Origin of the sequence: Stenotrophomonas sp. BR163 (assembly GCF_047520985.2) — a bacterium.
In the GTDB taxonomy this organism is placed as follows: Bacteria; Pseudomonadota; Gammaproteobacteria; order Xanthomonadales; family Xanthomonadaceae; genus Stenotrophomonas; species Stenotrophomonas sepilia.
Window position 1 is genome coordinate 34,306 of record NZ_JAXBRE020000005.1, and the last position, 23,578, is coordinate 57,883.

24 protein-coding genes and 4 tRNA genes are annotated in these 23,578 nt (G+C 67.0%); 12 read left to right on the forward strand and 16 right to left on the reverse strand.

Going from position 1 to position 23,578, the window contains the following annotated elements; all coding sequences use genetic code 11:
• Positions 1-25: 25 nt before the first annotated feature.
• From ACM0PY_RS05555 to ACM0PY_RS05600, 10 genes are all read right to left on the reverse strand, one after another.
• Positions 26-102, reverse strand: a tRNA-Arg gene (locus ACM0PY_RS05555).
• A 32-nt stretch (positions 103-134) separates the two neighbouring features.
• A tRNA-Arg gene (locus tag ACM0PY_RS05560) sits at positions 135-211 on the reverse strand.
• 58 nt (positions 212-269) lie between these two features.
• Positions 270-346 (reverse strand) — tRNA-Arg (locus ACM0PY_RS05565).
• Complete coding sequence (locus tag ACM0PY_RS05570) at positions 337-1,263, reverse strand: alpha/beta hydrolase family protein (RefSeq protein WP_088496464.1); 927 nt, start codon at positions 1,261-1,263, stop codon at positions 337-339. Before ACM0PY_RS05570 ends, ACM0PY_RS05565 begins: the two co-directional genes overlap by 10 nt.
• Positions 1,260-2,069, reverse strand: coding sequence for a bifunctional hydroxymethylpyrimidine kinase/phosphomethylpyrimidine kinase (gene thiD, locus ACM0PY_RS05575; protein ID WP_111201581.1), 810 nt, complete (start codon positions 2,067-2,069; stop codon positions 1,260-1,262). The genes ACM0PY_RS05570 and thiD overlap by 4 nt, the downstream gene beginning before the upstream one ends.
• Positions 2,070-2,176: 107 nt before the next feature.
• A complete protein-coding gene (locus ACM0PY_RS05580) occupies positions 2,177-2,845 on the reverse strand; it encodes a YoaK family protein (protein WP_111201580.1) in 669 nt (222 codons plus the stop codon).
• Positions 2,846-2,857: 12 nt separating this feature from the next.
• Positions 2,858-3,364 (reverse strand): hypothetical protein, encoded by a 507-nt coding sequence (locus ACM0PY_RS05585; RefSeq protein WP_180885880.1) that lies wholly within the window; start codon positions 3,362-3,364, stop codon positions 2,858-2,860.
• Positions 3,361-4,761, reverse strand: coding sequence for a PhoH family protein (locus ACM0PY_RS05590; RefSeq protein WP_005409049.1), 1,401 nt, complete (start codon positions 4,759-4,761; stop codon positions 3,361-3,363). Before ACM0PY_RS05590 ends, ACM0PY_RS05585 begins: the two co-directional genes overlap by 4 nt.
• Positions 4,762-4,845: 84 nt before the next feature.
• Positions 4,846-5,325 (reverse strand): peroxiredoxin, encoded by a 480-nt coding sequence (locus tag ACM0PY_RS05595; protein WP_049411307.1) that lies wholly within the window; start codon positions 5,323-5,325, stop codon positions 4,846-4,848.
• A gap of 79 nt (positions 5,326-5,404) precedes the next feature.
• The gene (locus ACM0PY_RS05600; protein WP_005409051.1) at positions 5,405-5,965 is read right to left on the reverse strand and encodes a glycine cleavage system transcriptional repressor; all 561 of its coding nucleotides are present in this window, start codon (positions 5,963-5,965) and stop codon (positions 5,405-5,407) included.
• A 164-nt stretch (positions 5,966-6,129) separates the two neighbouring features.
• Between ACM0PY_RS05600 and dapA the strand changes: the two genes are divergently transcribed.
• Both dapA and ACM0PY_RS05610 read left to right on the forward strand, forming a co-directional pair.
• The gene (gene dapA / locus ACM0PY_RS05605) at positions 6,130-7,023 is read left to right on the forward strand and encodes a 4-hydroxy-tetrahydrodipicolinate synthase (RefSeq protein WP_180885878.1); all 894 of its coding nucleotides are present in this window, start codon (positions 6,130-6,132) and stop codon (positions 7,021-7,023) included.
• 32 nt (positions 7,024-7,055) lie between these two features.
• The gene (locus ACM0PY_RS05610) at positions 7,056-7,571 is read left to right on the forward strand and encodes a hypothetical protein (RefSeq protein ID WP_005416115.1); all 516 of its coding nucleotides are present in this window, start codon (positions 7,056-7,058) and stop codon (positions 7,569-7,571) included.
• A gap of 198 nt (positions 7,572-7,769) precedes the next feature.
• On the opposite strand, the gene fdxA is transcribed toward ACM0PY_RS05610, so the two are convergent.
• Positions 7,770-8,093: a ferredoxin FdxA gene (fdxA, locus tag ACM0PY_RS05615; RefSeq protein WP_005409054.1), complete on the reverse strand. Its 324-nt coding sequence runs from the start codon at positions 8,091-8,093 to the stop codon at positions 7,770-7,772.
• A 194-nt stretch (positions 8,094-8,287) separates the two neighbouring features.
• Here fdxA and ACM0PY_RS05620 point away from each other — a divergent pair, with 194 nt between their 5' ends.
• Complete coding sequence (locus tag ACM0PY_RS05620; protein WP_235646616.1) at positions 8,288-9,712, forward strand: sugar porter family MFS transporter; 1,425 nt, start codon at positions 8,288-8,290, stop codon at positions 9,710-9,712.
• A 261-nt stretch (positions 9,713-9,973) separates the two neighbouring features.
• On the opposite strand, the gene ACM0PY_RS05625 is transcribed toward ACM0PY_RS05620, so the two are convergent.
• Positions 9,974-10,048 (reverse strand) — tRNA-Glu (locus ACM0PY_RS05625).
• Between the two features lie 52 nt (positions 10,049-10,100).
• Between ACM0PY_RS05625 and pcnB the strand changes: the two genes are divergently transcribed.
• The 6 genes from pcnB (at position 10,101) to pgi (ending at position 15,702) form a co-directional block, all read left to right on the forward strand.
• Positions 10,101-11,474, forward strand: coding sequence for a polynucleotide adenylyltransferase PcnB (gene pcnB / locus ACM0PY_RS05630; protein ID WP_095377484.1), 1,374 nt, complete (start codon positions 10,101-10,103; stop codon positions 11,472-11,474).
• A gap of 3 nt (positions 11,475-11,477) precedes the next feature.
• Positions 11,478-11,963 (forward strand): 2-amino-4-hydroxy-6-hydroxymethyldihydropteridine diphosphokinase, encoded by a 486-nt coding sequence (folK, locus tag ACM0PY_RS05635; protein WP_180885874.1) that lies wholly within the window; start codon positions 11,478-11,480, stop codon positions 11,961-11,963.
• Positions 11,964-11,997: 34 nt separating this feature from the next.
• Positions 11,998-12,813 (forward strand): 3-methyl-2-oxobutanoate hydroxymethyltransferase, encoded by an 816-nt coding sequence (panB, locus tag ACM0PY_RS05640; protein ID WP_014646749.1) that lies wholly within the window; start codon positions 11,998-12,000, stop codon positions 12,811-12,813.
• Complete coding sequence (gene panC, locus ACM0PY_RS05645) at positions 12,810-13,649, forward strand: pantoate--beta-alanine ligase (RefSeq protein ID WP_134970159.1); 840 nt, start codon at positions 12,810-12,812, stop codon at positions 13,647-13,649. The genes panB and panC overlap by 4 nt, the downstream gene beginning before the upstream one ends.
• A gap of 161 nt (positions 13,650-13,810) precedes the next feature.
• Entirely contained in the window at positions 13,811-14,191 is a 381-nt protein-coding gene (gene panD / locus ACM0PY_RS05650) for an aspartate 1-decarboxylase (RefSeq protein WP_006432456.1), read from the forward strand.
• Positions 14,188-15,702 (forward strand): glucose-6-phosphate isomerase, encoded by a 1,515-nt coding sequence (gene pgi, locus ACM0PY_RS05655; RefSeq protein WP_134970160.1) that lies wholly within the window; start codon positions 14,188-14,190, stop codon positions 15,700-15,702. The genes panD and pgi overlap by 4 nt, the downstream gene beginning before the upstream one ends.
• A gap of 102 nt (positions 15,703-15,804) precedes the next feature.
• Here the strand turns inward: pgi and ACM0PY_RS05660 are convergent, their stop codons facing one another.
• Both ACM0PY_RS05660 and ACM0PY_RS05665 read right to left on the reverse strand, forming a co-directional pair.
• Positions 15,805-16,368, reverse strand: coding sequence for a response regulator transcription factor (locus ACM0PY_RS05660; protein ID WP_005409063.1), 564 nt, complete (start codon positions 16,366-16,368; stop codon positions 15,805-15,807).
• Positions 16,365-17,591 carry an ATP-binding protein gene (locus ACM0PY_RS05665; protein ID WP_180885872.1) on the reverse strand — a complete coding sequence of 409 codons (1,227 nt, stop codon included), beginning with the start codon at positions 17,589-17,591 and terminating at the stop codon, positions 16,365-16,367. Before ACM0PY_RS05665 ends, ACM0PY_RS05660 begins: the two co-directional genes overlap by 4 nt.
• Before the next feature lie 114 nt (positions 17,592-17,705).
• On the opposite strand from ACM0PY_RS05665, the gene ispG reads away from it, so the two are divergent.
• From ispG to ACM0PY_RS05680, 3 genes are all read left to right on the forward strand, one after another.
• Positions 17,706-18,971, forward strand: a complete 1,266-nt coding sequence (gene ispG / locus ACM0PY_RS05670; RefSeq protein WP_134970161.1) for a flavodoxin-dependent (E)-4-hydroxy-3-methylbut-2-enyl-diphosphate synthase — start codon at positions 17,706-17,708, stop codon at positions 18,969-18,971.
• Positions 18,952-19,731, forward strand: a complete 780-nt coding sequence (locus ACM0PY_RS05675; RefSeq protein WP_134970162.1) for a phosphatase PAP2 family protein — start codon at positions 18,952-18,954, stop codon at positions 19,729-19,731. The genes ispG and ACM0PY_RS05675 overlap by 20 nt, the downstream gene beginning before the upstream one ends.
• Positions 19,732-19,901: 170 nt before the next feature.
• Entirely contained in the window at positions 19,902-20,549 is a 648-nt protein-coding gene (locus tag ACM0PY_RS05680) for a response regulator (protein WP_005416124.1), read from the forward strand.
• A gap of 117 nt (positions 20,550-20,666) precedes the next feature.
• Here the strand turns inward: ACM0PY_RS05680 and eda are convergent, their stop codons facing one another.
• Both eda and edd read right to left on the reverse strand, forming a co-directional pair.
• A complete protein-coding gene (gene eda, locus ACM0PY_RS05685; RefSeq protein WP_134970163.1) occupies positions 20,667-21,326 on the reverse strand; it encodes a bifunctional 4-hydroxy-2-oxoglutarate aldolase/2-dehydro-3-deoxy-phosphogluconate aldolase in 660 nt (219 codons plus the stop codon).
• Positions 21,327-21,609: 283 nt separating this feature from the next.
• Complete coding sequence (gene edd / locus ACM0PY_RS05690) at positions 21,610-23,526, reverse strand: phosphogluconate dehydratase (protein WP_111201953.1); 1,917 nt, start codon at positions 23,524-23,526, stop codon at positions 21,610-21,612.
• Positions 23,527-23,578 lie beyond the last annotated feature (52 nt).

The following is a 23,578-nucleotide window of genomic DNA, read 5'->3' on the forward strand; positions in this document are numbered from 1 at the left end:
GCCGAGGCCTGCTGTTTCGGTGTAATGGTGCGCCCGGAGAGATTCGAACTCCCGACCGCCTGGTTCGTAGCCAGGTACTCTATCCAACTGAGCTACGGGCGCCAATTACATAAACTTGTTGTGCCGACTGTGTATGGTGCGCCCGGAGAGATTCGAACTCCCGACCGCCTGGTTCGTAGCCAGGTACTCTATCCAACTGAGCTACGGGCGCGCGGTACACAATCAAATTTTAAAACATTTCCAGCGGCGGATGCTGAAAACCTGTCGAGTGGTGCGCCCGGAGAGATTCGAACTCCCGACCGCCTGGTTCGTAGCCAGGTACTCTATCCAACTGAGCTACGGGCGCCCTGCGACAGGAGCGGAATTATGCGGATGTCGGCGCACACCGTCAACAGTTTTGTGAAAATTTTCATCCAACTGAATGAAAAAGCTGTCCGCCACGGCATCCGGTGCCTTCAGCCAGGCGAAATGATCGGCGCGCGTGCCCAGTTCCTGCGCGGACAGCACGCGCAGCTTCGCGTCCACATTCGGCAGCTTTGCCAGCAACGCCTGCATCGATCCGGTCGGAGCCAACCAGTCGTGTTCCATCAGTACGGCCTGTGCGCTGCCGTGCACGCGCGCCATCTGTGCGTCGAGGTCTTCACCCATGCCCGCGGCGGCGTAGTGGTTGTTCAGGCCGACGCGTGCCCAGTCGGCGATCAGTCCGCGTGCTTCGGTGCCACCGAAGCCGAGGCGACGGCCATGCAGCACGCCCTGGCGCTGCGCGATCCACGGCAGGAAGCGGTAGACCAGTGGCAGCAGCCAGCCGCGCGGTGGCGGGAATCCACGCCAGAACGGTGAGCCGCTGGCCGCCAACCACAAGTGATGGAAGTGCAGAGGGTTGCGGCCGGCATGCACGCAGGCCAGCTGCCCGCCCAGGCTGTGGCCACCGATGATCCAGGGCAGGGGGCCTGCTTCCTCGTCTGCGGCCGCCATGACCGCTTGGCTGGCTGGCAGATCCTGCTCGAGTACCTCGCGATAGCCCCAGTCCTGCGCGCGCGACGGGCGTAGTGAGCTGCTGCCGTTGCCGCGCCACTCATGCAGGTAGACCGCCACGCCCTTCGCTGCCAGCGCTTGTGCCAGCGGCAGGTAGTGGCGCGCGGCCACACCCAGCGCTGGCAGCCACAACAAGCGGGCGATGGGCTGAGCGGGCATGCAGGCCATCACTTCGTAGCGATGCCCGTCGCTGCACTGCACTGGAAGGAGGGCCGGCGTCAGGTTCATGCGTGCGGTGCCGCGCCGAAGTGGTCGAGCACGAGCACCTCGCTGCAGCCGGGGGCATAGCCCTGCTGCAGGCCGCGCGCAACGTAGTCGATGCCGGCTTCGCAGGCGTTGGCCAGGCTCAGGCCGTTGCACAGCTGCGCGGCGATGGCCGAGGCCAGCGTGCAGCCAGTGCCGTGCGCATCCAGCGGCAGGCGGGCGTGGATGAATTCTTCGCTGCTCACGCCGTCGAAGTAGCGGTCGATTACGCGGTTGCCTTCCTGCAGGTGGCCACCTTTCAGCAGCACCGCACCGGCACCCAGGTCGAGCAGGGCGGAGGCCACCTGTTCGGCGTCATCGCCGTTGCCGATCTTCCGTCCGGCCAGCAGCTCTGCTTCCGGCGTGTTCGGGGTGATCAGCGTGGCCAGCGGGATCAGCCGCTCACGCATTGCCTGCAGAGCGTTGTCTTCCAGCAAGCGCGCGCCGCTGGTGGCGACCATCACTGGGTCCAGCACTACGTGTGGCGGGCGATGGCGCTCCAACGCATCGGCGACGGCATTGATCACCTCGGTGTTGGCCAGCATGCCGAGCTTCACCGCATGGATGTCGAAGTCATCGAAGCAGGCATCCAGTTGTGCACGCAGGAAATCGATCGGCGGCACGTGCACGGCGATGACGCCACGGGTGTTCTGTGCGGTCAGTGCGGCGATCGCGGAGAGTCCGTGCACGCGATGTGCTGCAAAGGCCTTCAGGTCGGCCTGGATGCCTGCACCACCGCCGGAGTCGGAGCCGGCGATGGTGAGGGCGGATACGGGAGTGGTCGGGCTCATCAGGCGATTGTGCCGTGGTCACCGCAAAGGCGGTAGCGTCGCTGCCGGTAGATGGGGTCAAATTCCTTTCCCGCAGGAAAAGGGACCTGGCCCCCGCAGCGCGGCCCTCAATGCCGCCAACGCGCCCACTGCTGGTACACCACATAGCCCAGGCCGGTCAGGCCGGTGAGCAGGGCGGGAGCAAGCAGGGCGTCGTACTGCCAGCGCGTGAACAGCCAAGCGCCGATCACGCCGCCGGCGAGGAAGCCACTGATGATCAGGCCGCTGAGGGTCAGTCGTCGTACCTGCAACGGCAGCCCGCGCAGCAGGTGGCCCAGGCCGATGCCGAGATCGGTGAACATGCCGCTGAGATGGGTGGTGCGCACCACCGCGCCGCTGAAGGTCGTGGCCATTGCATTCTGCAGGCCGCAGGCCATGGCGGCGGCCAGTGCGCCCCAGATCTGGTGCTCTTCAAACAGGGGAATGGCCACCAGCAAAAGAGCCGATTCCAGCGCCAGTGCCACGCCGTAGCGCCGGCCCAGCTGCAGGGTGCTGTCCTGGATCAGCAGGCCGCTGAGCATCGCGCCCAGCGAGAACGCGATCAGCAGGCCCCACAGGTGGCCGACCGCGCGCCAGTCGCCCTGGGCCAATGCCATGCCGAGCTGGCTGGTGCTGCCGGTCATGTGGCTGACCGCCTGATGCTCGAACCCGAGGAAGCCGACCACGTTGACCATGCCGGCCACGCACGAGAGTGCGACCGCGCCGATCCAGACCCAGGTGGGCAGGCGTATTCCCATCGGCGAGGCCCCTCAGGGCCCGCCGAAGCCGCCGTTGAACTGCAGCTCGCTGAAGGTGTTGCTGGCCGGGTCGAACACGGCGCCCCAGAACTGTGCGCCGCCATCGCAGACGCGGATCGCTTCGCGGGCCGGATTGATGCCGCTGTCGTCGGGCAGGTGGAAGGCGTTGATGTAGATCAGCCGCTTGCCGGCGCTGTCGATGCCGACGTACTGGCGGTCGAAGCCCAGCACCTTCGGGACCTGCGCTTCCAGCGACGACAGCTTCGCCTCCAGCTGGTCGACCTGCTGCCGGCTGGGCGCCCAGTAACCCGACACCCGCCCGGCCTCGCGGCCGGGGCTGGGGCGCGAGCAGGTGTCGAGCACCTGCGCGGCGATGATCGGGCGGGTGACCACCCAGGACTGGCCGGTGCGCTCGGCGGTGGGCACGCTGGCCGGGCCGCGCGTGGTCGTACAGGCACCGAGCACGGCGGCGAGGGTGATCGCAGCCGTGGGCAACAACAGGCGCGTGCAGCGGTTCACAACACCTCCGAAGCGTAATCGGCCAGGCGCGAACGCTCGCCACGGCGCAGGGTGATGTGCGCACTATGCGGCCAGTTCTTGAAGCGGTCCACCGCGTAGGTCAGGCCCGAAGTGGTCTCGGTCAGGTACGGGGTGTCGATCTGCTCGACGTTGCCCAGGCACACGATCTTGGTGCCGGGGCCGGCGCGGGTGATCAGCGTCTTCATCTGCTTGGGGGTGAGGTTCTGCGCCTCGTCCAGGATCAGGTAGCGCGACAGGAAGGTGCGGCCGCGCATGAAGTTCATCGAGCGGATCTTGATGCGGCTGGCCAGCAGGTCGTTGGTGGCCTGGCGGCCCCATGTGCCGCCTTCCTGGTTGTGCGTGAGCACTTCCAGGTTGTCGGTCAATGCGCCCATCCACGGCGTCATCTTCTCTTCCTCGGTACCGGGCAGGAAGCCGATGTCTTCGCCGACGCTGACCGTGGCGCGGGTCATGATGATCTCGCGGTAGCGCTGCTGGTCCATTGTCTGCGCCAGGCCGGCGGCCAGTGCCAGCAGGGTCTTGCCGGTGCCGGCGGTGCCCAGCAGCGTGACAAAGTCGATCTCCGGGTCCATCAGTGCGTTGAGGGCGAAGTTCTGCTCGCGGTTGCGTGCGCTGATGCCCCACACGGCGTGGCTGCCGTGGCGGAAATCATCGACCAGCGACAGCACCACCTTGCCATCGCCGACCACGCGGCTGACGCGCAGCTCGACTTCATCCTCGCCCGGCAGGTAGACGTACTGGTTCGGATACCACTCCTCGCCGTCCTGCGCCTGGATTTCGTAATGCGAGCGGCCCTTGTCGCTCCAGCTGCGCAGGTCGTCGCCGTGGCGTTTCCAGAAGTCTTCCGGCAGCTCGGTAGCGCCGGTGTAGAGCAGGCTGAAATCGTCCAGCGCGCGATCGTTCTCGTAGTCCTCGGACACGATGCCGGCGATTGCGGCCTTGATCCGCAGGTTGATGTCCTTGGAGACGAACACCACCGGCAGGTCGGGGGTTTCTTCCTTCAGGGCCAGGATCGCGCCGAGGATGGCATTGTCCGGAATGACCTTGCCAAAGCTCTTGCCCGCGTCGAAATGGCTGGTCTGGAAGCGCAGCTTGCCGGCGCTCTGCTTGCCGCGCAGCTGCAGGCCGTTGGGGCGCTGCAGCGGAATGCCGTCGGCCAGGTTGTCCAGGCCGGATTCCTGTACCAGCTCGTTGAGGAAGCGGCTCACCTGGCGGGCGTTGCGGCTCGCTTCGGAGGTGCCCTTCTTGCCGTTGTCCAGCTCCTCGATCACCTGCATGGGCAGGTAGATGTCGTGCTCCTCGAATTTGAACAGCGCGGTCGGATCGTGCATCAGCACGTTGGTATCCAGCACGTAGATGCGCTTGCCTCGGGTCATCGTCGATTCCTGGTTACGGACAGGGAAAAACCACCACGGCCTGCTGCGGGGCAGGGTGATGGCAGACACAGTAGGCAGTGGGACTCACTTGGACTGGGAGGCCTTCAGTTCGGCGAGAACGGCATCGGCATGGCCGGCAACCTTGACCTTGCGCCAGGACTGCACGATGCGGCTGTCGGGGGAAATCAGGAAGGTGCTGCGTTCGATGCCACGTACCTGCTTGCCGTACATGTTCTTCATCCTGATCACGTCGAAGGCGCTGCACAGCGCTTCGTCGCCGTCGCTGACCAGCGGGAAGTTGAAGCCCTGCTTGGCACAGAAGTTGTCGTGCGACTTCACCGAGTCGCGCGAGACGCCCAGCACGACGGCGCCGGCTTTCCTGAACTTCGGCAGCAGGGCGTTGAAGTCGATGCCTTCGGTGGTGCAGCCCGGGGTGCTGTCCTTGGGATAGAAGTACAGCACCAGCCATTGGCCGGCATAGTCGCCGAGGGTGGCCTGGTCGCCGCCGGACAGGGCCAGCGGCAGGGAGAGGGTGGTGCTGTCCAGGGTGTCGCCGTTGTTCATGAGGTCCTTCTGTCGAGCCTGGGTTCTTGCCATTACAGCTACATGAAACGCCACGCGCCCGTGAGAGACGCGCGAAGAATCAGAACTTCATCGGATCCATGATCGCGTCCAGGTTCAGGTGGTCGCAGAACTCGAGGAAATCGTCGCGCAGCGCGGCGATATGCATGTTGGCCGGCACGCCGATGGTGACCTGTGCGCTGAACATTTCCGCGCCGGTCTGCATGGCGCGGTAGCGCGTGCTCTGCAGGTTCTCGATGGTGATGCCCTGGCGGTCGAAGAAGTCGGCCAGCTGGAACAGGATGCCCGGCTTGTCGGCGGCGATCACTTCGACGATGTACGGCAGCAGGTTGGACTGCGCCTGCTTGGCGGCGGTGCGGTACCAGACCAGTTTCAGGCCCTCCTCGCGCTCCAGCCGGGTCAGCATCGCCTCGAGCTTGGCCACCGAGTCCCAGGAGCCGGTGGCCAGGGCGGTGACCGAGACATCGCGGCCGACCGTGGCCAGGCGTGCATCCACCAGATTGCAGCCGCTGTCGGCGATGCGGCGGGTGACGGACAGCAGGGGGGACTCCGGATGCGTCGTATAGGCGTTGATCAGGAGGTGGTTTTCGCTCGGCGCGGGGCGCGGGGTGGTGTCGGTCAAGGCGATTCCGGGTAATGCATGCGTTAGTCTGAATGCCCGCCAGAGGCGGGGATCCACCAGTGTCCAGCATACTTGCCCGTGCTTTCGCGCCGCAAGTAACATTCAAGTCGCCCCCGGCCTTTCGTGGCGGGCGTTTTCCATTCCCAGCCAAGAGCAGCACGTCCTTGTCCCTTTCCGGCCTCATCACCGCGCTGGCGACCCCGTTCCGGGCCGACGGCGCCCTCGATCCCGACGGTTGGCAGCGCCTTCTGCACCTGCAACTGGAAGGTGGCGTCCATGGTGTTGTCGTAGCCGGCTCTACCGGTGAAGCGGCAACCCTCACCGACACCGAGTACGACCTGCTGCTGGCCAGCGCGGTCGAGCGCATCGGCGGCCGCATTCCGGTCATGGCCGGTACCGGTCTTTCGGGCACTGCCAAGACCATTGAACAGACCCGTCGTGCCGCCGCCCTCGGCGCCAGCCACGCGCTGGTGGTCACGCCACCGTACGTGCGCCCCACCCAGGCCGGCCTGATCGCGCACTACCGTGCGGTGGCCGACCAGGGCGGGCTGCCGGTCGTGCTGTACAACGTGCCCGGCCGTACCGGTTGTGACATGCAGCCTGAGACCGTGGCCGAGCTGGCCAGCCACCCCAACATCGTCGGCATCAAGGAGGCGGTGGGTGACACCGGCCGGGTGCAGGCGCTGCTCGCTCTGCGCAGCCCACAGTTCGCCGTGCTCAGCGGTGACGACGGTACGGCCGCGCGTTCGATCCAGGCCGGTTTCGATGGCCTGATCTCAGTGGGTTCCAACGTGCTTCCCGGTGCCTACCGCCGGATGTGCGAGCTGGCCGCCGCACACGACCACGAAGCCACCGCGTCATGGGATGCGCGCCTGCATCCCTTCCATGATTTCTGCGGCGTCGAACCGAACCCGATCCCGGTCAAGGCGCTGCTGCGCCGCATCGGCATCGGTCACGACCTGCGCCTGCCACTGCTGCCGTTGTCGGCAGCGCATCATCCGGCTGCCGACCATCTTGCCGGCGACATCGCCGCCCTCGAAACCCTTTCCAGCCACTGACCTTCCGTCTTGGTCTGACCCAGGAGATTCACATGCGTCAATCCGTTTCCACCGTCCGCGTGCTGTCCTATGCCCTGCTTGCTGTGGCGGTCGCTGCCGGCACCACCGGGTGCTTCAAGCGCGGCGCCAAGGGCGACTACGCCCTGGCCCCGGAAATGCGTCCGCTGGAAGTACCGCCGGACCTGAACCTGCCCAATGCCACCACCGACAACAAGGTGCCGACGTTGGCCTCGGCCACCAAGCCGGCGGCGCCGGTTGCTGCGGCTCCGGCAGCCGGCAGCACCGGTTTCACCATTGCCGGCGGCAAGGATGAAGCCTTCGCCAAGGTCGGTACCGCACTGGAAGGCGTGGAGGGCGTGACCATCGCCAGCCGCGCGCAGTTGCTGGGTTCGTACGACGTGGCCTACGAGGGCAGCAACTTCCTGGTCCGCGTAGTGGCCGTCGATGCCGGCGCCTACATCTCCGCGGTTGACCCGCGTGGCCTGCCGGCCACCGCCGAAGCGCCGGTGAAGCTGATCGCCGCGCTGAAGGCGAAGCTCGCCCAGTAAGGGCTGGTCGGGTGGCTGCGGGCCTTGGTCCGCACCCGCTCTGGTAGCGGCGACCTTGGTCGGCGCTTCTGTGCCAACCAAGGTTGGCACCTGCCAGGTCGCGCGGTTGGCACCTGCCGGAGCGCACGGTTGGGGTCTGCCGAAGAACAGAAAAGGGCGCCCATGGGCGCCCCTTTTCGTTACCGCCGTGGGCGCTTCTCAGCGCTCCAGCAGCTTCAGCTTGTCCGGCTTGCCATCCCATTCGCCGGCGTCGGCGGGCGGGTCCTTGCGCACGGTCAGCACCGGCCACTCCTTCGCCAGCTCGGCGTTGAGGGCAACGAAGCCTTCCTGTCCGGCAGGAACATCGTCCTCCGGGAAGATCGCATTGACCGGGCACTCCGGCTCGCAGAGGGTGCAGTCGATGCACTCATCCGGGTCGATCACCAGGAAGTTCGGGCCTTCGTGGAAGCAATCCACGGGGCACACTTCCACGCAATCGGTGTGTTTGCACTTGATGCAGTTTTCGGTGACGACAAAGGGCATGGGCTTGGGGGTGGATCGATTCCTGAACCTGCCAATTCTAGAACAGGTTGGCCCCCGCTGTCGGCGCGGGGCGGAGAACGGGCGTCTGGCAGGCGCGACCGTGGGAGTCATTGGCGGCACGGCAGGGGCTGTGCGACGCTGCGGGGCACTCGGTCGCCCACCGTGGCCGGACTCCCTTCCCAGCAGGATCGTCCATGTCCCAAACCCAGCCCAGCACCGCGCCCCAAGGCGGCGAGAACACTGCATTCATCGTCCTGATCAGCTGCGTGGCCACCCTTGGTGGATTCCTGTTCGGTTTCGACAGTGGTGTCATCAATGGCACGGTCGATGGCCTCCGCCAGGCCTTCAACTCCAGCGAGGCGGCGCTCGGTTTCGAAGTCGCCTCGATGCTGCTGGGCTGCGCGATCGGCGCCTTCCTGGCCGGGTGGCTGGGTGATCGCCTGGGGCGCCGCGGTGTCCTGATCGTGTCCGCGCTGATGTTCCTTGTCTCGGCGCTCGGTGCCGGCGCGGCCCACGCGTCCTGGCTGTTCATCGCCGCCCGCGTGCTGGGCGGTTTCGCGGTGGGCGCGGCCAGCGTGATGTCACCGGCCTACATCGCCGAAGTCGCCTCGGCGCGTTACCGCGGCCGGCTGGCCACGGTGCAGCAGATGGCGATCATCTGCGGTTTGTTTGCGGCCTTCCTCAGCAATTACCTGCTGGCGCGTGCCGCCGGCGCCTCGACTGCGCCCCTGTGGCTGGGCCATGAGGCCTGGCGCTGGATGTTCTGGATGCAGGCGCTGCCCTCGGGGCTGTTCCTGCTGTTGTTGCTGGTGATCCCGGAAAGCCCGCGCTTCCTGGTGTTGAAGGGGCGGCAGGGGCAGGCGAGGGCGGTGCTGGCGCGGCTGTACGGCGAGGCCGCGGCCACCGCCAAGCAGGCCGAGATCGAAGCCAGCCTGGCCCAGGACCAGCACAAGCCGCGCTTCGGCGACCTGCGCAACAAGGCTACCGGCAAGTTGCGCCCGATCCTCTGGGTGGGTATCGGCCTGGCCATCTTCCAGCAGCTGGTCGGCATCAACGTGGTGTTCTACTACGGCGCGGTGCTGTGGCAGGCGGTGGGTTTCTCGGAAAGCGACGCGCTGCTGATCAACGTGTTGTCCGGCGCGCTGAGCATCGGTGCCTGCCTGCTGACGGTACTGCTGATCGACCGCATCGGGCGCAGGCCGCTGCTGTGGATCGGTTCGGTCGGCATGTCGGTGGCGCTGGTGCTGATGGTGGTGGCGTTTGCCAGCGGCAGCCTCGTCGATGGGCGCCTGCAGCTGTCCGATGGCATGGGGCGGCTGGCGCTGGTGGCAGCCAACGTCTACGTGGTGTTCTTCAACATGTCCTGGGGCCCGGTGATGTGGGTGATGCTGGGCGAGATGTTCCCCAACCAGATCCGCGGCCCGGCGCTGGCGGTGGCGGGTGCGGCGCAATGGACCTCGAACTTCGCGATCACCGTGACGTTCCCGATGCTGCTGGCCGGCATCGGCCTGGCCGGCGCCTATGGCATCTACGCCGTCGCGGCGATCCTCTCGATCGTCTTCGTGGTCCGCTACGTGCGCGAGACCAAGGGCAAGGAGCTGGAGCAGATGGAAGGCTGACGGCGACTGGCTTCGGTTGCATTCGTTGGCGCCTCGGTGTCATCGAGGGCGAAGGCGGGGCAGCCCAATCCGGGACACGCCGTAAACCCATCCATCGAGCACCATGGATGGGCTCTTGCGTGTCCAGAAAAGGGTGGCCCGCCCCCTCCCACGCAGGAACAGGGGGGCGCTACTGCGACCAAACCGATCGATGCCAATGCAAATCCCGGAAAACAGAAAAGCCCGCACAAGGCGGGCTTTTTCGGTTCCTGCTGCGGCGACTGGCGCTCCCTAGGGGACTCGAACCCCTGTTTTAGCCTTGAGAGGGCCACGTCCTAACCACTAGACGAAGGGAGCGTAACTGTGTCGCTGCCGAGGCAGGAGCGCTAGTATATGCACCTCGATGCCATTGGGCAATCCCGAAACTTCAACCGGAAGCGCCAACATCATTTCCCCTGCTACATCACCGTTCAGCCTGCGCGTCATCCCGCGCGACCAGCACACGATCTCCCGCAAGGACATCAGCCCGAACGCCCTGCGCGTGCTTTATCGCCTGCGCGATGCCGGCTTCGGCGCCTACCTTGTCGGCGGCGCGGTGCGCGACCTGCTGGTCAATGGCCAACCCAAGGATTTCGACGTGGCCACCGATGCCACGCCCGAACAGGTCAAGCAGCTGTTCCGCAACTGCCGCCTGATCGGTCGTCGGTTCCGCCTCGCCCACGTAGTGTTCGGCCGCGAAATCATCGAAGTCGCCACCTTCCGTGCCAACAGCGATGACGGCAGCGGCGACCGCGAGATGGAAAACGGCATGCTCGTGCGCGACAACGTGTACGGCACCATCGAAGACGACGCCGTCCGCCGAGACTTCACCTGCAATGCCCTGTACTACGCCATCGAGGACTTCTCGGTGCGCGACTACACCGGCGGCTTCGAAGACGTCCAGGCGCGCCTGATGAAGCTGATCGGCGATCCCGAGCAGCGTTATCGGGAAGACCCGGTGCGCATGCTGCGTGCGGTGCGCCTGGCGGCCAAGCTCGGCTTCCAGATCGAAGAGGGGACCGCTGCGCCCATCCCGCACCTGGCCGGCCTGCTCAATGAAGCCGCGCCGGCGCGCCTGTTCGAGGAAGTGCTCAAGCTGTTCCTGTCCGGGCACGGCGTGGCCAGCTTCGAAGGCCTTGAGCGTTACGGCCTGCTCGACGTGCTGTTCCCGGAGAGCGCCAGGGCGCTGAAGTCCAACCGCACCGGCGCGCTGCGCCGCATGCTGGTCGAAGGCCTGGCCAACACCGATGCCCGCGTGGCCAACGACGAGCCGGTCTCGCCGGCGTTCCTGTTCGCGTTGCTGCTGTGGCCGGCGTTCTGCCGCGCACAGGCGACCCTGCTCAAGCAGGGGGTGGCACCGGAAGAGGCGCAGCGCCGCGCCGCCGACCGGGTCACCGTGCAGCAGCTCAGCACCATCGCGCTGCCGCGCCGATTCTCGCTGCCGATGCAGGAGATCTGGCTGCTGCAGTCGCGCTTCAGCTCGCGCCAGCGCAAGCGCGTGTTCCGTACCCTGACCCACCCGCGCTTCCGCGCCGCGTTCGATTTCCTCAGCCTGCGCCAGGTCGCTTCGTCCGAGCATGCAGTGGATGTCGAGTTCTGGCGCGAAGCACAGGCGCAGTCCGGTCGCGAGCTGGAGTCGTCGCTGGATGCAATGCACAGTGAAGACGGCGATGACGAGAGCGGGGCACCGCGCAAGCGCCGCCGTCGCCGTCGACGTCCCGGTGCTGCTGCGGCGGGCGAGTAAGCGATGACCCTCGCCTGGATCGGCCTCGGCGCCAACCTTGGCGACGCAGCCGCGACCGTGGGCGCGGCGATTGCCGCGCTGGATGGCCTGCCGGGAACGCGCCTGCGACAGGCCTCGCGGCTCTATGCAACCCCGGCCTGGGGCAATGAAGACCAGCCGCCGTTCGTCAATGCCGTGGCTGCGGTCGAAACCACCTTGGCGGCCGATGAGTTGCTGCATGCCATGCTGGCGCTGGAGCGGGGCTTTGGCCGCGTGCGCGATCCGGCGGTGCACTGGGGGCCGCGCGCGCTGGACCTGGACCTGCTGCTTTATGGCACGCAGGTGATCGACCTGCCCGGCCTGCAGGTACCTCATCCCTACCTGCACGAGCGTGCCTTCGTGTTGGTGCCACTGGCCGAAATCGCGCCTGATCTGGCCATTCCCGATCATGGCAGCGTGCGGGATGCAGTGGTGCGGGTGGATGCCTGCGGGATTGCGCCGATAGGGTGATAATGACCGGGTTATCTCCCCCGGTTATCAGCACATGAGCACCCACGCAGACAGCAAGCCCTGGACCGTTCCCGCCCTGGCCGAGGCCAAGCGCAATGGCCAGAAGCTGGTCATGTTGACCGCCTACGACGCCGGCTTCGCCCGCACCTTCGATGCCAACGGCGTCGATCTGATCCTGATCGGCGATTCGCTGGGCATGGTCGTGCAGGGTCATGATTCGACCCTGCCGGTGACCGTGGCTGACATGGTCTACCACACCCGCGCCGTGGCCCGCGTGCTGCAGCGTGCGCTGCTGGTGGCCGACCTGCCGTTCGGCGCTGACGCCACCCCGGAACGCGCGCTGGATGCATCGCTGCAGCTGCTGCAGGCCGGTGCCGAGATGGTCAAGATCGAAGGTGCCGGCTTCAAGGTCGACATCATCCGCTACCTGGTCGAGCGCGAGATTCCGGTCTGCGCGCACCTGGGCCTGACCCCGCAATCGGTGCTGCGCCTGGGCGGCTTCAAGATCCAGGGCCGCGGCGATGCTGCGCGCCAGCTGGTGGAGGATGCCAGGGCCGTGGCCGCCGCAGGCGCCAGCATCATGGTGCTCGAATGCGTGCCGACCCCCGTCGCCGCCGAAGTGACCGCTGCGGTGGATGTGCCGACCATCGGTATCGGTGCTGGCCCGCAGTGCGATGGCCAGGTGCTGGTGCTGCACGATTTCCTCGGCCTGGACAGTGGCCATCGCCGTCCCAAGTTCGTCAAGGATTTCCTTGCCGAAGGCGGCTCGGTGGCCGGTGCCACCCGCGCATTTGCCGACGCCGTGCGCGACGGCAGCTTCCCCGACGAACAGCACGCGTACGCCCAATGATCCAGACCTTCAACGAGCTCGGCGCGCTGCGCGGGCAGATCGCCCAGTGGAAGCGCGAGGGCCTGCGCGTGGCGCTGGTGCCGACCATGGGCAACCTGCATGGGGGCCACCATTCGCTGGTGGCCCTGGCCCGCCAGTATGCCGACAAGGTGGTGGCGAGCATCTTCGTCAACCCGACCCAGTTCGGGCCGAACGAGGACTTCAGCCGCTACCCGCGCACGCCCGAGGCCGACGTGGCCGGGCTGGAGCAGGCTGGCTGTGATGCGGTGTGGCTGCCCAGCGTCGAGGCGATGTACCCGCTGGGCGTGGACAAGACCACGCGCGTGCACGCGCCGGGCGTGAGTGAAGTGCTGGAAGGTGCGAGCCGTCCGGGGCACTTCGATGGCGTCTGCACGGTGGTGGCGCGCCTGTTCCTGCAGGTGCAGCCGGACGTGGCCGTGTTCGGTCGCAAGGATTACCAGCAGCTGGCAGTCATCAGGCAGATGGTGGCCGAGCTGTCGTTCCCGATCCAGATCGTCGGTGCGGAGATCGTGCGCGACGAGGATGGCCTGGCCAAGAGCTCGCGCAACCAGTACCTGAGCGCTGAACAGCGCCCGGTCGCGACCACCATCCACCGGACCCTGCTGGGCATGCGCGAAGGCTACGTGGCCGGGCAGGCACGTGAACGCATCGAGGCCGAGGCCACTGCCGCATTGCAGGCGGCCGGTTTCCAGGTTGACTACGCGGTGCTGCGCACTCCGGAGCTGGCCGAGCCGACCTTCGACGGCGGCGGCCGGGTGGCGCTGATCGCCGCGCGGCTGGGTACCACCCGGCTGATCGACAACCTGGAGTTCTGAGTTCCGGCGATGCCGCGCGATGCATGGGGTCAGATCCCTTTCCCAGGGGAAAAGGGATCCGCCCCCGGTTTCACCGCCTACCTGAACAGGTTGCCGGCCGTAATGCCCGGCGCTGTGCGGGTGCTAGAATCCGCTCTTTCCTTTGCCGTTGCAGCGCCACCATGCACCTGTCCCTGCTCAAGACCAAGATCCACCGCGCCACCGTCACCCATTCCGAGCTGAACTACGAAGGCTCGATCGCCATCGATGACAACCTGCTGGCTGCCACGGGCATCCGCGAGTTCGAACAGGTGCACATCTGGGACGTGACCAACGGTGCGCGCTTCTCGACCTATGCCATCCGCGCCGAAGCCGGCAGCGGCGTTGTCTCGCTCAACGGTGGCGCCGCGCGCCACGTGCAGGTCGGTGACATCATCATCATCGCCGCGTTCGCCAGCATGACCGAGCAGGAAGCTGACAGCTTCAAGCCGAAGCTGGTGTACGTTGATGGCAACAACCAGATCACCCACACCAACGACACGATCCCGACCCAGGCCGCATGACAACGAACAACGGATTCGACTCGCTGCACTCCCACGCCCAGCGCCTGAAGGGCGCAAGCATTCCCAGTCTGCTCGCCGCCGAACCTGGCCGCGTGCAGGACCTGGCGCTGCGGGTCGGTCCGTTGTACGTCAACTTCGCCCGTCAGAAATACGATGCCGCGGCGCTGCAGGCGTTGCTGGCGCTGGCTGCCGACCGTGATGTCGGCGGCGCCATCACCCGCCTGTTCCGCGGCGAGCAGGTCAATCTGACCGAAGGCCGCGCCGCGCTGCATACCGCGCTGCGTGGCGACGTGGTCGATGCGCCGGTGGCGGCCGAGGCCTATGCCACCGCGCGCGGCATCCGCCAGCGCATGGGCGTGCTGGTGCGCGCACTGGAAGACAGCGGCGTGACCGATGTGGTCAGTGTCGGCATCGGGGGGTCCGACCTCGGGCCGCGCCTGGTCGCCGATGCGCTGCGCCCGGTGAGCGGTGCGCGCCTGCGCGTGCATTTCGTGTCGAACGTGGACGGCGCCGCCATGCAGCGCACGCTGGCCACGCTGGATCCGGCGAAGACCGCCGGCATCCTGATCTCCAAGACCTTCGGTACCCAGGAAACCCTGCTCAACGGCCAGATCCTGCACGACTGGCTGGGTGGCAGCGAGCGCCTGTATGCGGTCAGCGCCAATCCGGAGCGCGCCGCCAAGGCCTTCGCGATCGCCGCCGATCGCGTGCTGCCGATGTGGGACTGGGTCGGTGGCCGTTATTCGCTGTGGTCGGCGGTCGGTTTCCCGATCGCGCTGGCAATCGGCTTCGAACGTTTTGAACAGCTGCTGGAAGGCGCTGCGCAGATGGATGCGCATGCGCTGGATGCACCGCTGGAGCGCAACCTGCCGGTGCTGCACGGCCTCACCGACATCTGGAACCGCAACCTGCTGGGCCATGCCACGCACGCGGTGATGACCTACGACCAGCGCCTGGCGCTGCTGCCGGCTTACCTGCAGCAGCTGGTGATGGAAAGCCTGGGCAAGCGCGTGCAGCGCGACGGCCAGCCGGTCACCGTCGACACCGTGCCGGTGTGGTGGGGCGGGGCAGGGACCGACGTGCAGCACAGCTTCTTCCAGGCGCTGCACCAGGGCACCAGCATCGTTCCGGCCGACTTCATCGGCTGTGTGCACAACGATGATCCCTACACGATCAATCACCAGGCCCTGCTGGCCAACCTGCTGGCGCAGACCGAAGCGCTGGCCAATGGCCAGGGCAGCGAAGATCCGCACCGCGACTACCCGGGAGGCCGGCCGAGTACGCTGATCCTGCTCGACGCGCTGACCCCGCAGGCGCTGGGTGCACTGATCGCCATGTACGAGCACGCTGTGTACGTGCAGTCGGTGATCTGGAACATCAACGCCTTCGACCAGTTCGGTGTCGAACTGGGCAAGCAGCTGGCCAGTGGCCTGCTGCCGGCGCTGCAGGGCGAGGATGTGGCGGTTGCCGATCCGATGACCCGCGAGATCCTGGCGCAGCTGAAGGGCTGATGCCCGGGTAGTGCCGGCCGCTGGCCGGCATCCAGGCGATGCTTCAATCGTTCACGAGGTTGCCGGCCAGCGGCCGGCACTACCGGTGCATGGCGTGGCGTCTTACCGGCTCGGATCGCGTTCCGGGCTGGGCCGCTTGGCCAGCTTGCGCTGCAGCGAGCGCCGGTGCATGCCGAGCAGGCGTGCGGCCGCTGACACGTTGCCGCCGGTCTCGTGCATCGCCTGCTGGATGTGTTCCCACTGCAGGCGGCTGATCGGCGTCATCGCGTCCGGCACTTCCATTTCGCCGTCGTCGGCCGGGCCGTCGTCCTCCTCGCCAAGCGCGCGCAGGATCATCGGCACCGTGGCCGGCTTCGGCAGGTAATCATCCGCGCCCAGCTTGATCGCCTCCACTGCGGTGGCGATGCTGGCATAGCCGGTCACCAGCAGGATGCGCATGTCCGCGCGCAGTGCGCGCAGCGGCTGGATCAGCGCCAGGCCGGAATCGCTGCCCAGCTTCAGGTCGATCAGCGCGAACGCCGGCGGATGCTGGCGGGCCAGTGCCAGGGCACTGGCGGCATCCTGTGCGGTCTGTGTTTCCAGGCCCTTGCGGGCCAGGCTGCGCTGCAGGGTGCGCAGGTACAGCTCGTCGTCGTCGACCAGCAGACCAAGGGTTGAGGCGCTCATGGGGTTTCCTCGCGTGGGGCCAGCGGCAGGCGGAAGCCGACGCGGCTGCCGGCCCCCTGGGCCGGGCGCATCCACATCTCGCCGTCGAGGCGTTCGATGGTGGCATGGGACAGGGCCAGGCCGACGCCCATGCCCTCGCTCTTGCTGCTGCCGAACAGCTTGCCCGGCAGCACGGCGGCACGGGCGTCGAAACCATGGCCGTAGTCGCGTACTTCGCCGATCAGGTCGTCGCCCTCGATGCGCAGGTCCAGGTCCACGCGCGGCCGGCCGGCCTTCTCGCCGGCATCGGCGGCATTGTTGAGCAGGACCATCAGCAGGTGGCCTACGCCCGGGTCGAGCGGCAGCCGCAGCGGCGCATCGTCGTTGCGATGCAGGTTGATGGTCGGTCGCACCAGGCGCCATTGCTCCAGCACCTGCTGGGCGCTGGAGTGGCTGCGACCCGGTGCATCGGCCGAAGCCGGGGCGGCCAGTGCCAGCACGCGCTCGCGGCACTGCACCAGCAGCTCGCGCAGGGTTTCCATGTCCTCGCGCACTTCCGGCTCTTCGCTGCGCTCGGCGACATCGTCGGCGAGCAGGGTCATGGTCGCCAGCGGCGTGTTCAGTTCATGTGCCACCGAGGCGGCATGGGTGGCCAGGGCGACGATGCCCTCGTTGCGGGCGAAGCGCTCACGCAGTGCCGACAGTTCCAGTTCGCGCTCCCGCAGGGCCAGTGCCAGGCGGGTGGAGAAGGCCAGCACCACTGTGGCGGAAATCAGGAAGTTGGCGACCACGCCCCAGCGATTGAGGTCCTGTGCGCGGAAGTAGCCGTCCGGCAGCGCCTGCCCGAAGATGCCGCTGGCAGCGTAGCCGAGCAGGCAGGCCAGCGCGACCGCCAGTGCCCAGCGCAGGGGCAGGGCGAAGGCGGCCAGCGCGATCAGGATCAGGAACAGTGAACTGAACGGGTTGGCCATGCCGCCGCTCCAGCCCACCATCCAGGTCAGGATGATCACGTCCACCAGGATATGGCCGAATGCGGTCAGCGGCGCAGTGTCGGCCGCTTCCGGGCGCAGCTGGGTGTAGACGTTGAACAGGGCCAGCACCGCCACGCCGGCCCACAACGGCAGCTGCGGCAACGGCAGGCCCAGCACCCAGGTCGCGACCAGGATGGTGGCGGCCTGGCCGCCTACGGCAAGCCAGCGCAGGCTGCACAGGGTACGGAGAAACGGGGCGTCGGGACCGGTCATTCACGCTCATCGTATGCGTTCATGCGTGCACATGCCTGCGACAATCGGCCGCAGCCGTGCCGCAGGCTGAATGCGAGTCACCCCGAATGCGGGAGTGGGCGGTAGAATGCGCCCATGCACGACGCCGTCACCCGCCCGACTCCCCCCTCCGATGCCACCGCCTGGCCCCGTCGCCAGACCCATGCCGTCCAGATCGGCGGGGTCACCGTAGGCGGCGGCAAGCCGGTGGTGGTGCAGTCGATGACCAACACCGATACCTCCGACGTGGCCTCCACCGTGAAGCAGGTGGCCGAGTTGTGGCGTGCCGGCTCGGAGATGGTGCGGTTGACCGTCAACACCGTGGAAGCCGCTGCGGCCATTCCGCGCATCGTCGACAAGCTGGCGATGATGGGTATCGATGTACCGCTGATCGGTGACTTCCACTACAACGGCCACCAGCTGCTCACCGCCGAACCGGCATGTGCGGAAGCGTTGGCCAAGTACCGCATCAACCCGGGCAATGTCGGCTTCGGCAAGAAGAAGGACCTGCAGTTCGCCCAGTTGATCGAGTTCGCGATCCGCTACAACAAGCCGGTGCGCATCGGTGCCAACTGGGGCTCGCTGGACCAGGCCCTGGCGGCCAGGCTGATGGACGAGAACAACCTGCGCGAGCAGCCCTGGGACGCCGGCCGCGTGCTGCGTGAGGCGCTGATCCGTTCGGCGCTGGATTCGGCCGAGCAGGCCGTGGAACTGGGCCTGCCGCGCGATCGGATCGTGCTGTCGGCCAAGGTCAGTGGCGTGCAGGAACTGATCGCGGTGTACCGCGACCTGGCCCAGCGCTCGGACTTCGCCCTGCACCTGGGCCTGACCGAAGCCGGTATCGGCAGCAAGGGCATCGTCGCCTCGTCGGCAGCGCTGAGCGTGCTGCTGCAGGAAGGCATCGGTGACACCATCCGCATCTCGCTGACCCCGGAACCGGGCCAGTCGCGCACGCAGGAAGTGATCGTCGCCCAGGAACTGCTGCAGACCACCGGCCAGCGCGCCTTCACGCCGCTGGTCACGGCCTGCCCGGGCTGCGGCCGCACCACCTCCGAGTTCTTCCAGGAACTGGCCAAAGTGGTGCAGAACCATGTGCGCGAGAAGATGCCGCTGTGGAAGATCCACCACCCGGGGGCGGAGAACATGACCCTGGCGGTGATGGGCTGCATCGTCAATGGGCCGGGTGAGTCGCGCCATGCCAACATCGGCATCTCCCTGCCGGGTACAGGCGAGACGCCGGCAGCACCGGTATTCGTCGATGGCGAGAAGAAGGTGACCCTGCGTGGCGACAACATCGCCCAGGAGTTCGTCGCCCTGATCGACGATTACGTCGAACACAAATATGTCCGAAGCGCCGGATAAGCCTGCGATCCTCGCCGCACCGGAGTCGGCCTCCGGTTTCCGCCACTGGATGGCGCGCAACGCCTGGCGCCTGGTCCTGCTGTTCGGCGGCGTGCTGCTGCCGCTGGCCGGCTTCGTCGCCCTGGCGGACGAAGTGCACGAATTTGAATCGTTCCATTTCGATGCGCCGCTGCTGTGGCAGATGCATGGCCTGCATTCGCCATGGCTGGACCGCTTCTTCGTGCTCATCTCGAAACTGGGCTACGAGTGGTTCCTGATCCCTGCTGACGTGCTGATCATCGGTGCGCTGCTGGGCTACAGGCGCTGGCGCGAGGCGACCTTCGTCGCGGTCAGTTTCGTGGGATCGGCGTTGCTGAACATGGGCAGCAAGCACTTCTTCCAGCGCCAGCGCCCCAGCCTGTGGGAGTCGATTGCGCCGGAATCGACGTTCAGCTTCCCCAGCGGGCACGCCATGGGCTCGATGACCCTTGCCGCGACCCTGGTGCTGCTGGCCTGGAATACACGCTGGCGCTGGCCGGTACTGCTGCTGGCGCCCCCGTTCAGCCTGCTGGTGAGCGTCTCACGGGTCTATCTGGGCGTGCATTACCCCTCGGACATCCTGGCCGGATGGTGTGCCGCGCTGGTTTGGGTGGTAGGGTGCTATCTGGTCATGTTCAGTCGCCGGCATCCTTGGCGACGTCGGGATTCGCCGCCAGCGACGGCCAGCGAAGCATCATCACAGGGGGGTGACGTGGATGGCCCTTCCGGGGCGTCTACGTAATAGATCAGTTGTTTCGTTGCAGCAGGTTCTGCAAGACAGGGGGCAAGCACAACGCGCGTTACTGTGATGCGCAAGGCAGAACGCCTGGATCGCGTCCCGAACGCGCTTGCAGGGGTATCGGCGTCCTGCCTAGCTTGACCTGCAATGGCCGCATTCGAAGAGGTACGTGAATGACGATTCGAGTCTACCTGGTGGATGACCATGCGCTGGTCCGCACCGGGATGAAGATGATCCTGTCGGGGGAGACCGACATCGAGGTGGTGGGCGAAGCCGAGACGGGCGAAGACGCACTGCGCGACGTCCGCCAATTGTTGCCGGACGTGGTGCTGTGCGACCTGCACCTGCCCGGTGTGAGTGGCATGGAAGTGACCGAGCGCATCGTCCGCAGCCACCGCAACACCCGCGTGGTGATCGTGTCGGTGCTGGAAGACGGGCCGTTGCCGAAGCGCTTGCTGGAGGCGGGGGCCGCGGGCTACATCGGCAAGGGCTGCGATGCACAGGAGCTGCTGCGCGCGGTGCGCGATGTGGCCATGGGCCGTCGCTACCTGGGCACCAGCATCGCGCAGAACCTGGCCTTGTCGACGGTGGAGGGCAATGGTTCGCCGTTCGACAGCCTGTCGCCGCGAGAACTGGAAGTAGCATTGCTGCTGACCCAGGGCCTGCGCCAGGAAGACATCGCGCGGCGCCTGAGCCTGAGTGCCAAGACGGTGAACACGCACAAGGCGCGGTTGTTCGAGAAGATGGGGATCCACGACAACATCGCGCTGGCGCGCATGGCCAGCCAGTACGGGCTGGTGGATCCGGCGCGGCCGTTGTAAGGGTTTCGGCCAACGGCTGAGCCTTCCGCAGGGCCACGGACAGATTCCGTGGGCCGTCACTGCCGATCGAGGCAATGTGGAGCCGAGCATGGGCTCGGCTCTACACCTGCTTCGGGCTCAGAGGCCGCGCACGCGCTTGATGATCTTCGCCGCGTCGGCGGCGCTGGCGCGCACCTTGTCCCATTCGCCGTCGGCGATCCAGTTGCCCGGTACCATCCACGAGCCGCCGATGCAGACCACGTTCTTCTGCTCAAGGTACTCGGCGGCGGTGTTCTCGGTGATGCCGCCGGTCGGGCACAGCTTCAGGTCCGCCACCGGGCCGGCCAGTCCCTTGATCATCGCCAGCCCGCCCACGGCTGTGGCCGGGAACAGCTTGCACACGCGGAAGCCGCGGGCGTAGAGCGACAGCAGCTCGGTCGGCGTCGCCGCACCTGGCACCACCGGCAGCGGCGCAGCGGCAAGTGCATCAGCCAGCGCCGGCGGCGTCCCCGGGGTCACCAGGAAGTCCGCACCCGCATCGATCGACTGCTGCATCTGCTCCACGGTCAGCACCGTACCGGCACCCACCACCACATCGGGCAGCTCGCGCTTGAGCATCGCCAGCGCTTCCATCGCCACCGGCGTGCGCAGCGTCAGCTCGATCGCCGGCAGACCACCTTCCAGCAGCGCCGCACTGACCGCCCGCGCCTGGTCCAGCGTATGAATCGTCACCACCGGCAGGATGCCCGCCGCATGCAACAGCTCCGCCGCCTTCACCTGATGTTGTTCGATACCCATGCTTTTGCCCTTGCCTTTGCTCTTCTTGATTCAGTGGCCGCAGCGCAAATGACGCGCCGGGAATTGTCCAAGGGCAGTAGAGCGCCCTGGCCGGGACCGTGAGCGGCATGGATGCCGCGATCGAGCCCCCATGGGTGAGGGCGCTTTGCTTGCGAAGCACCGCTTTGCAAGCGCCCGAACGCCCAACCGCCAGCGGTTGGGCCGGCCCCGTAGGGGGTTTACGGCGTGTCCCGGCCAGGGCGCTCTACTGCCCAAGCCGGGAAGCCTGCCGCGGCTTTTCGCATCAGGCGTCTTTCGCCTCATGCGGTGCCGCCGCAGCCGCCGCATCGTGCCCCAGCTCGTACTCCGCATCGTAGTCCCACGGCCCACCATCGGCCGCCGCCGGCCCACACGAAATCGAAATCGCGCCCTGGTCCGCCGGACCCACCACGCGACGGTTGATCGCAAACAGATTGCGGCCCAGGTCATGCGCGGCCGGCGCGGTGTTCGGCGCCAGCGGACGTGCTGCCCATTCCGCCGCGTCCACCAGCACTTCCAGCGTGCCGGCCTCGCCGTCGAGGCGGATCATGTCGCCCTCGCGGACCTTGGCCAGCGGGCCACCGCGCGCCGCTTCCGGCGTCACATGGATGGCCGCTGGGATCTTGCCCGACGCACCGGACAGGCGGCCGTCGGTGACCAGCGCCACGCGCCGGCCCTGGTTCTGCAGCAGGCCCAGCAGCGGTGCCAGCGAATGCAGTTCGGGCATGCCGTTGGCACGCGGGCCCTGGTAACGCACCACCGCCACGAAGTCCTGCGGCAGCAGGCCACCGGCGTGCAGCTTGTTCAATACCTGCGGTGCATCGACCACCACCGCCGGTGCTTCGATCGTCCGGTACTGCGGTTTCACCGCCGACAGCTTGATCAGCGACTTGCCGAGGTTGCCGCGCAGCAGGCGCAGGCCACCCTGGTGCTCGAACGGATTATCGACCCCACGCACCACTTCGTCATCGGCACTGTGTTCCAGGCCCGGCAGGTAGACCAGCCGGCCGTCACGCAGTTGCGGCTCGCGCGCATAGTCGGACATGCCGCCACGCGCGACGCTGACCAGATCGCCGTGCATCAGGCCCGCCTTGATCAGCTCGCCGAACACGAAGGCCGGGCCGCCAGCGGCCGCGAAACGGTTCACGTCGGCCTCGCCGTTCGGGTAGACACGGGCCAGCAGCGGAATCAGCTGCGACAGTTCGTCGAAGTCGTCCCAGGTCAGCACGATGCCGGCCGCACGCGCCACCGCGATCCAGTGGATGGTGTGGTTGGTCGAACCGCCAGTGGCCATCAGCGCGATGACCGCGTTGATGATCGCGCGCTCGTCGATGATCCGGCCCAGCGGGCGGAAGTCGTCGCCCAGTGCGGTGATGTCCAGCGCGCGTTCGGTTGCCTCGCGGGTCAGGGCGTCGCGCAGCGGCGTGCCCGGATTGACGAACGAGGCGCCCGGCAACTGCACGCCCATGGCTTCCAGCAGCACCTGGTTGGAGTTGGCCGTGCCGTAGAAGGTGCAGGTGCCCGCACCGTGGTACGACGCGGACTCGGCTTCCAGCAGCTCTTCGCGGGTGGCCTCACCGGCGGCGTAGCGTTCGCGCACTTCGGCCTTCTGCTTGTTCGGGATGCCCGGGGTCATCGGGCCGGCCGGTACGAACACCGCCGGCAGATGGCCGAAGGCCAGCGCACCGATCAGCAGGCCCGGCACGATCTTGTCGCACACGCCGAGGTAGACGGTGGTATCGAACATGTCATGGCTGAGGCCGATGGCCGTGGCCTGGGCAATGACATCGCGCGAGAACAGCGACAGCTCCATGCCACCACGGCCCTGGGTGACACCGTCGCACATCGCAGGGACGCCACCGGCGACCTGTGCGGTGGCGCCCAGCTCGCGGGCGATGTCGCGGATCTGTTCGGGATAGGTCTCGAACGGCTGGTGGGCCGACAGCATGTCGTTGTAGGCGGTGATGATGCCCAGGTTCGGCGTCACGCCGCCGCGCAGGCGGCTCTTGTCGGTGCCGCCGCAGGCGGCGAACCCGTGGGCGAGGTTGCCGCAACTCAGGCGGCTGCGGAACGGGCCCTCACGCAGGGAGGCATCGATCGCGGCCAGATAGGCGGCGCGCGAGGCGGCGCTGCGGCGGATGACGCGCTCAGTGATGGCTTGCAGTTGAGGATGGAGGCTCATTGGCTACCGGCGTTCGTGGTGGCGAGAGGCAAGCGGCGGCAGGGCGCCGCCG

Bases quoted from the DNA above. Each gene is read 5' to 3' on its own strand.
- ACM0PY_RS05590 (WP_005409049.1), bottom strand. From the start codon at position 4,761: ATGACCCGAGGCAAGCGCATCTACGTGCTGGATACCAACGTGCTGATG.
- panD (WP_006432456.1), top strand. From the start codon at position 13,811: ATGCACCTGTCCCTGCTCAAGACCAAGATCCACCGCGCCACCGTCACC.
- thiD (WP_111201581.1), bottom strand. From the start codon at position 2,069: ATGAGCCCGACCACTCCCGTATCCGCCCTCACCATCGCCGGCTCCGAC.
- ACM0PY_RS05595 (WP_049411307.1), bottom strand. From the start codon at position 5,325: ATGAACAACGGCGACACCCTGGACAGCACCACCCTCTCCCTGCCGCTG.
- ispG (WP_134970161.1), top strand. From the start codon at position 17,706: ATGCACGACGCCGTCACCCGCCCGACTCCCCCCTCCGATGCCACCGCC.
- ACM0PY_RS05675 (WP_134970162.1), top strand. From the start codon at position 18,952: ATGTCCGAAGCGCCGGATAAGCCTGCGATCCTCGCCGCACCGGAGTCG.
- edd (WP_111201953.1), bottom strand. From the start codon at position 23,526: ATGAGCCTCCATCCTCAACTGCAAGCCATCACTGAGCGCGTCATCCGC.
- fdxA (WP_005409054.1), bottom strand. From the start codon at position 8,093: ATGCCCTTTGTCGTCACCGAAAACTGCATCAAGTGCAAACACACCGAT.
- ACM0PY_RS05620 (WP_235646616.1), top strand. From the start codon at position 8,288: ATGTCCCAAACCCAGCCCAGCACCGCGCCCCAAGGCGGCGAGAACACT.
- eda (WP_134970163.1), bottom strand. From the start codon at position 21,326: ATGGGTATCGAACAACATCAGGTGAAGGCGGCGGAGCTGTTGCATGCG.
- ACM0PY_RS05680 (WP_005416124.1), top strand. From the start codon at position 19,902: ATGACGATTCGAGTCTACCTGGTGGATGACCATGCGCTGGTCCGCACC.
- ACM0PY_RS05660 (WP_005409063.1), bottom strand. From the start codon at position 16,368: ATGAGCGCCTCAACCCTTGGTCTGCTGGTCGACGACGACGAGCTGTAC.
- ACM0PY_RS05580 (WP_111201580.1), bottom strand. From the start codon at position 2,845: ATGGGAATACGCCTGCCCACCTGGGTCTGGATCGGCGCGGTCGCACTC.
- ACM0PY_RS05665 (WP_180885872.1), bottom strand. From the start codon at position 17,591: ATGACCGGTCCCGACGCCCCGTTTCTCCGTACCCTGTGCAGCCTGCGC.
- ACM0PY_RS05570 (WP_088496464.1), bottom strand. From the start codon at position 1,263: ATGAACCTGACGCCGGCCCTCCTTCCAGTGCAGTGCAGCGACGGGCAT.
- pgi (WP_134970160.1), top strand. From the start codon at position 14,188: ATGACAACGAACAACGGATTCGACTCGCTGCACTCCCACGCCCAGCGC.
- panB (WP_014646749.1), top strand. From the start codon at position 11,998: ATGAGCACCCACGCAGACAGCAAGCCCTGGACCGTTCCCGCCCTGGCC.
- folK (WP_180885874.1), top strand. From the start codon at position 11,478: ATGACCCTCGCCTGGATCGGCCTCGGCGCCAACCTTGGCGACGCAGCC.
- ACM0PY_RS05610 (WP_005416115.1), top strand. From the start codon at position 7,056: ATGCGTCAATCCGTTTCCACCGTCCGCGTGCTGTCCTATGCCCTGCTT.
- panC (WP_134970159.1), top strand. From the start codon at position 12,810: ATGATCCAGACCTTCAACGAGCTCGGCGCGCTGCGCGGGCAGATCGCC.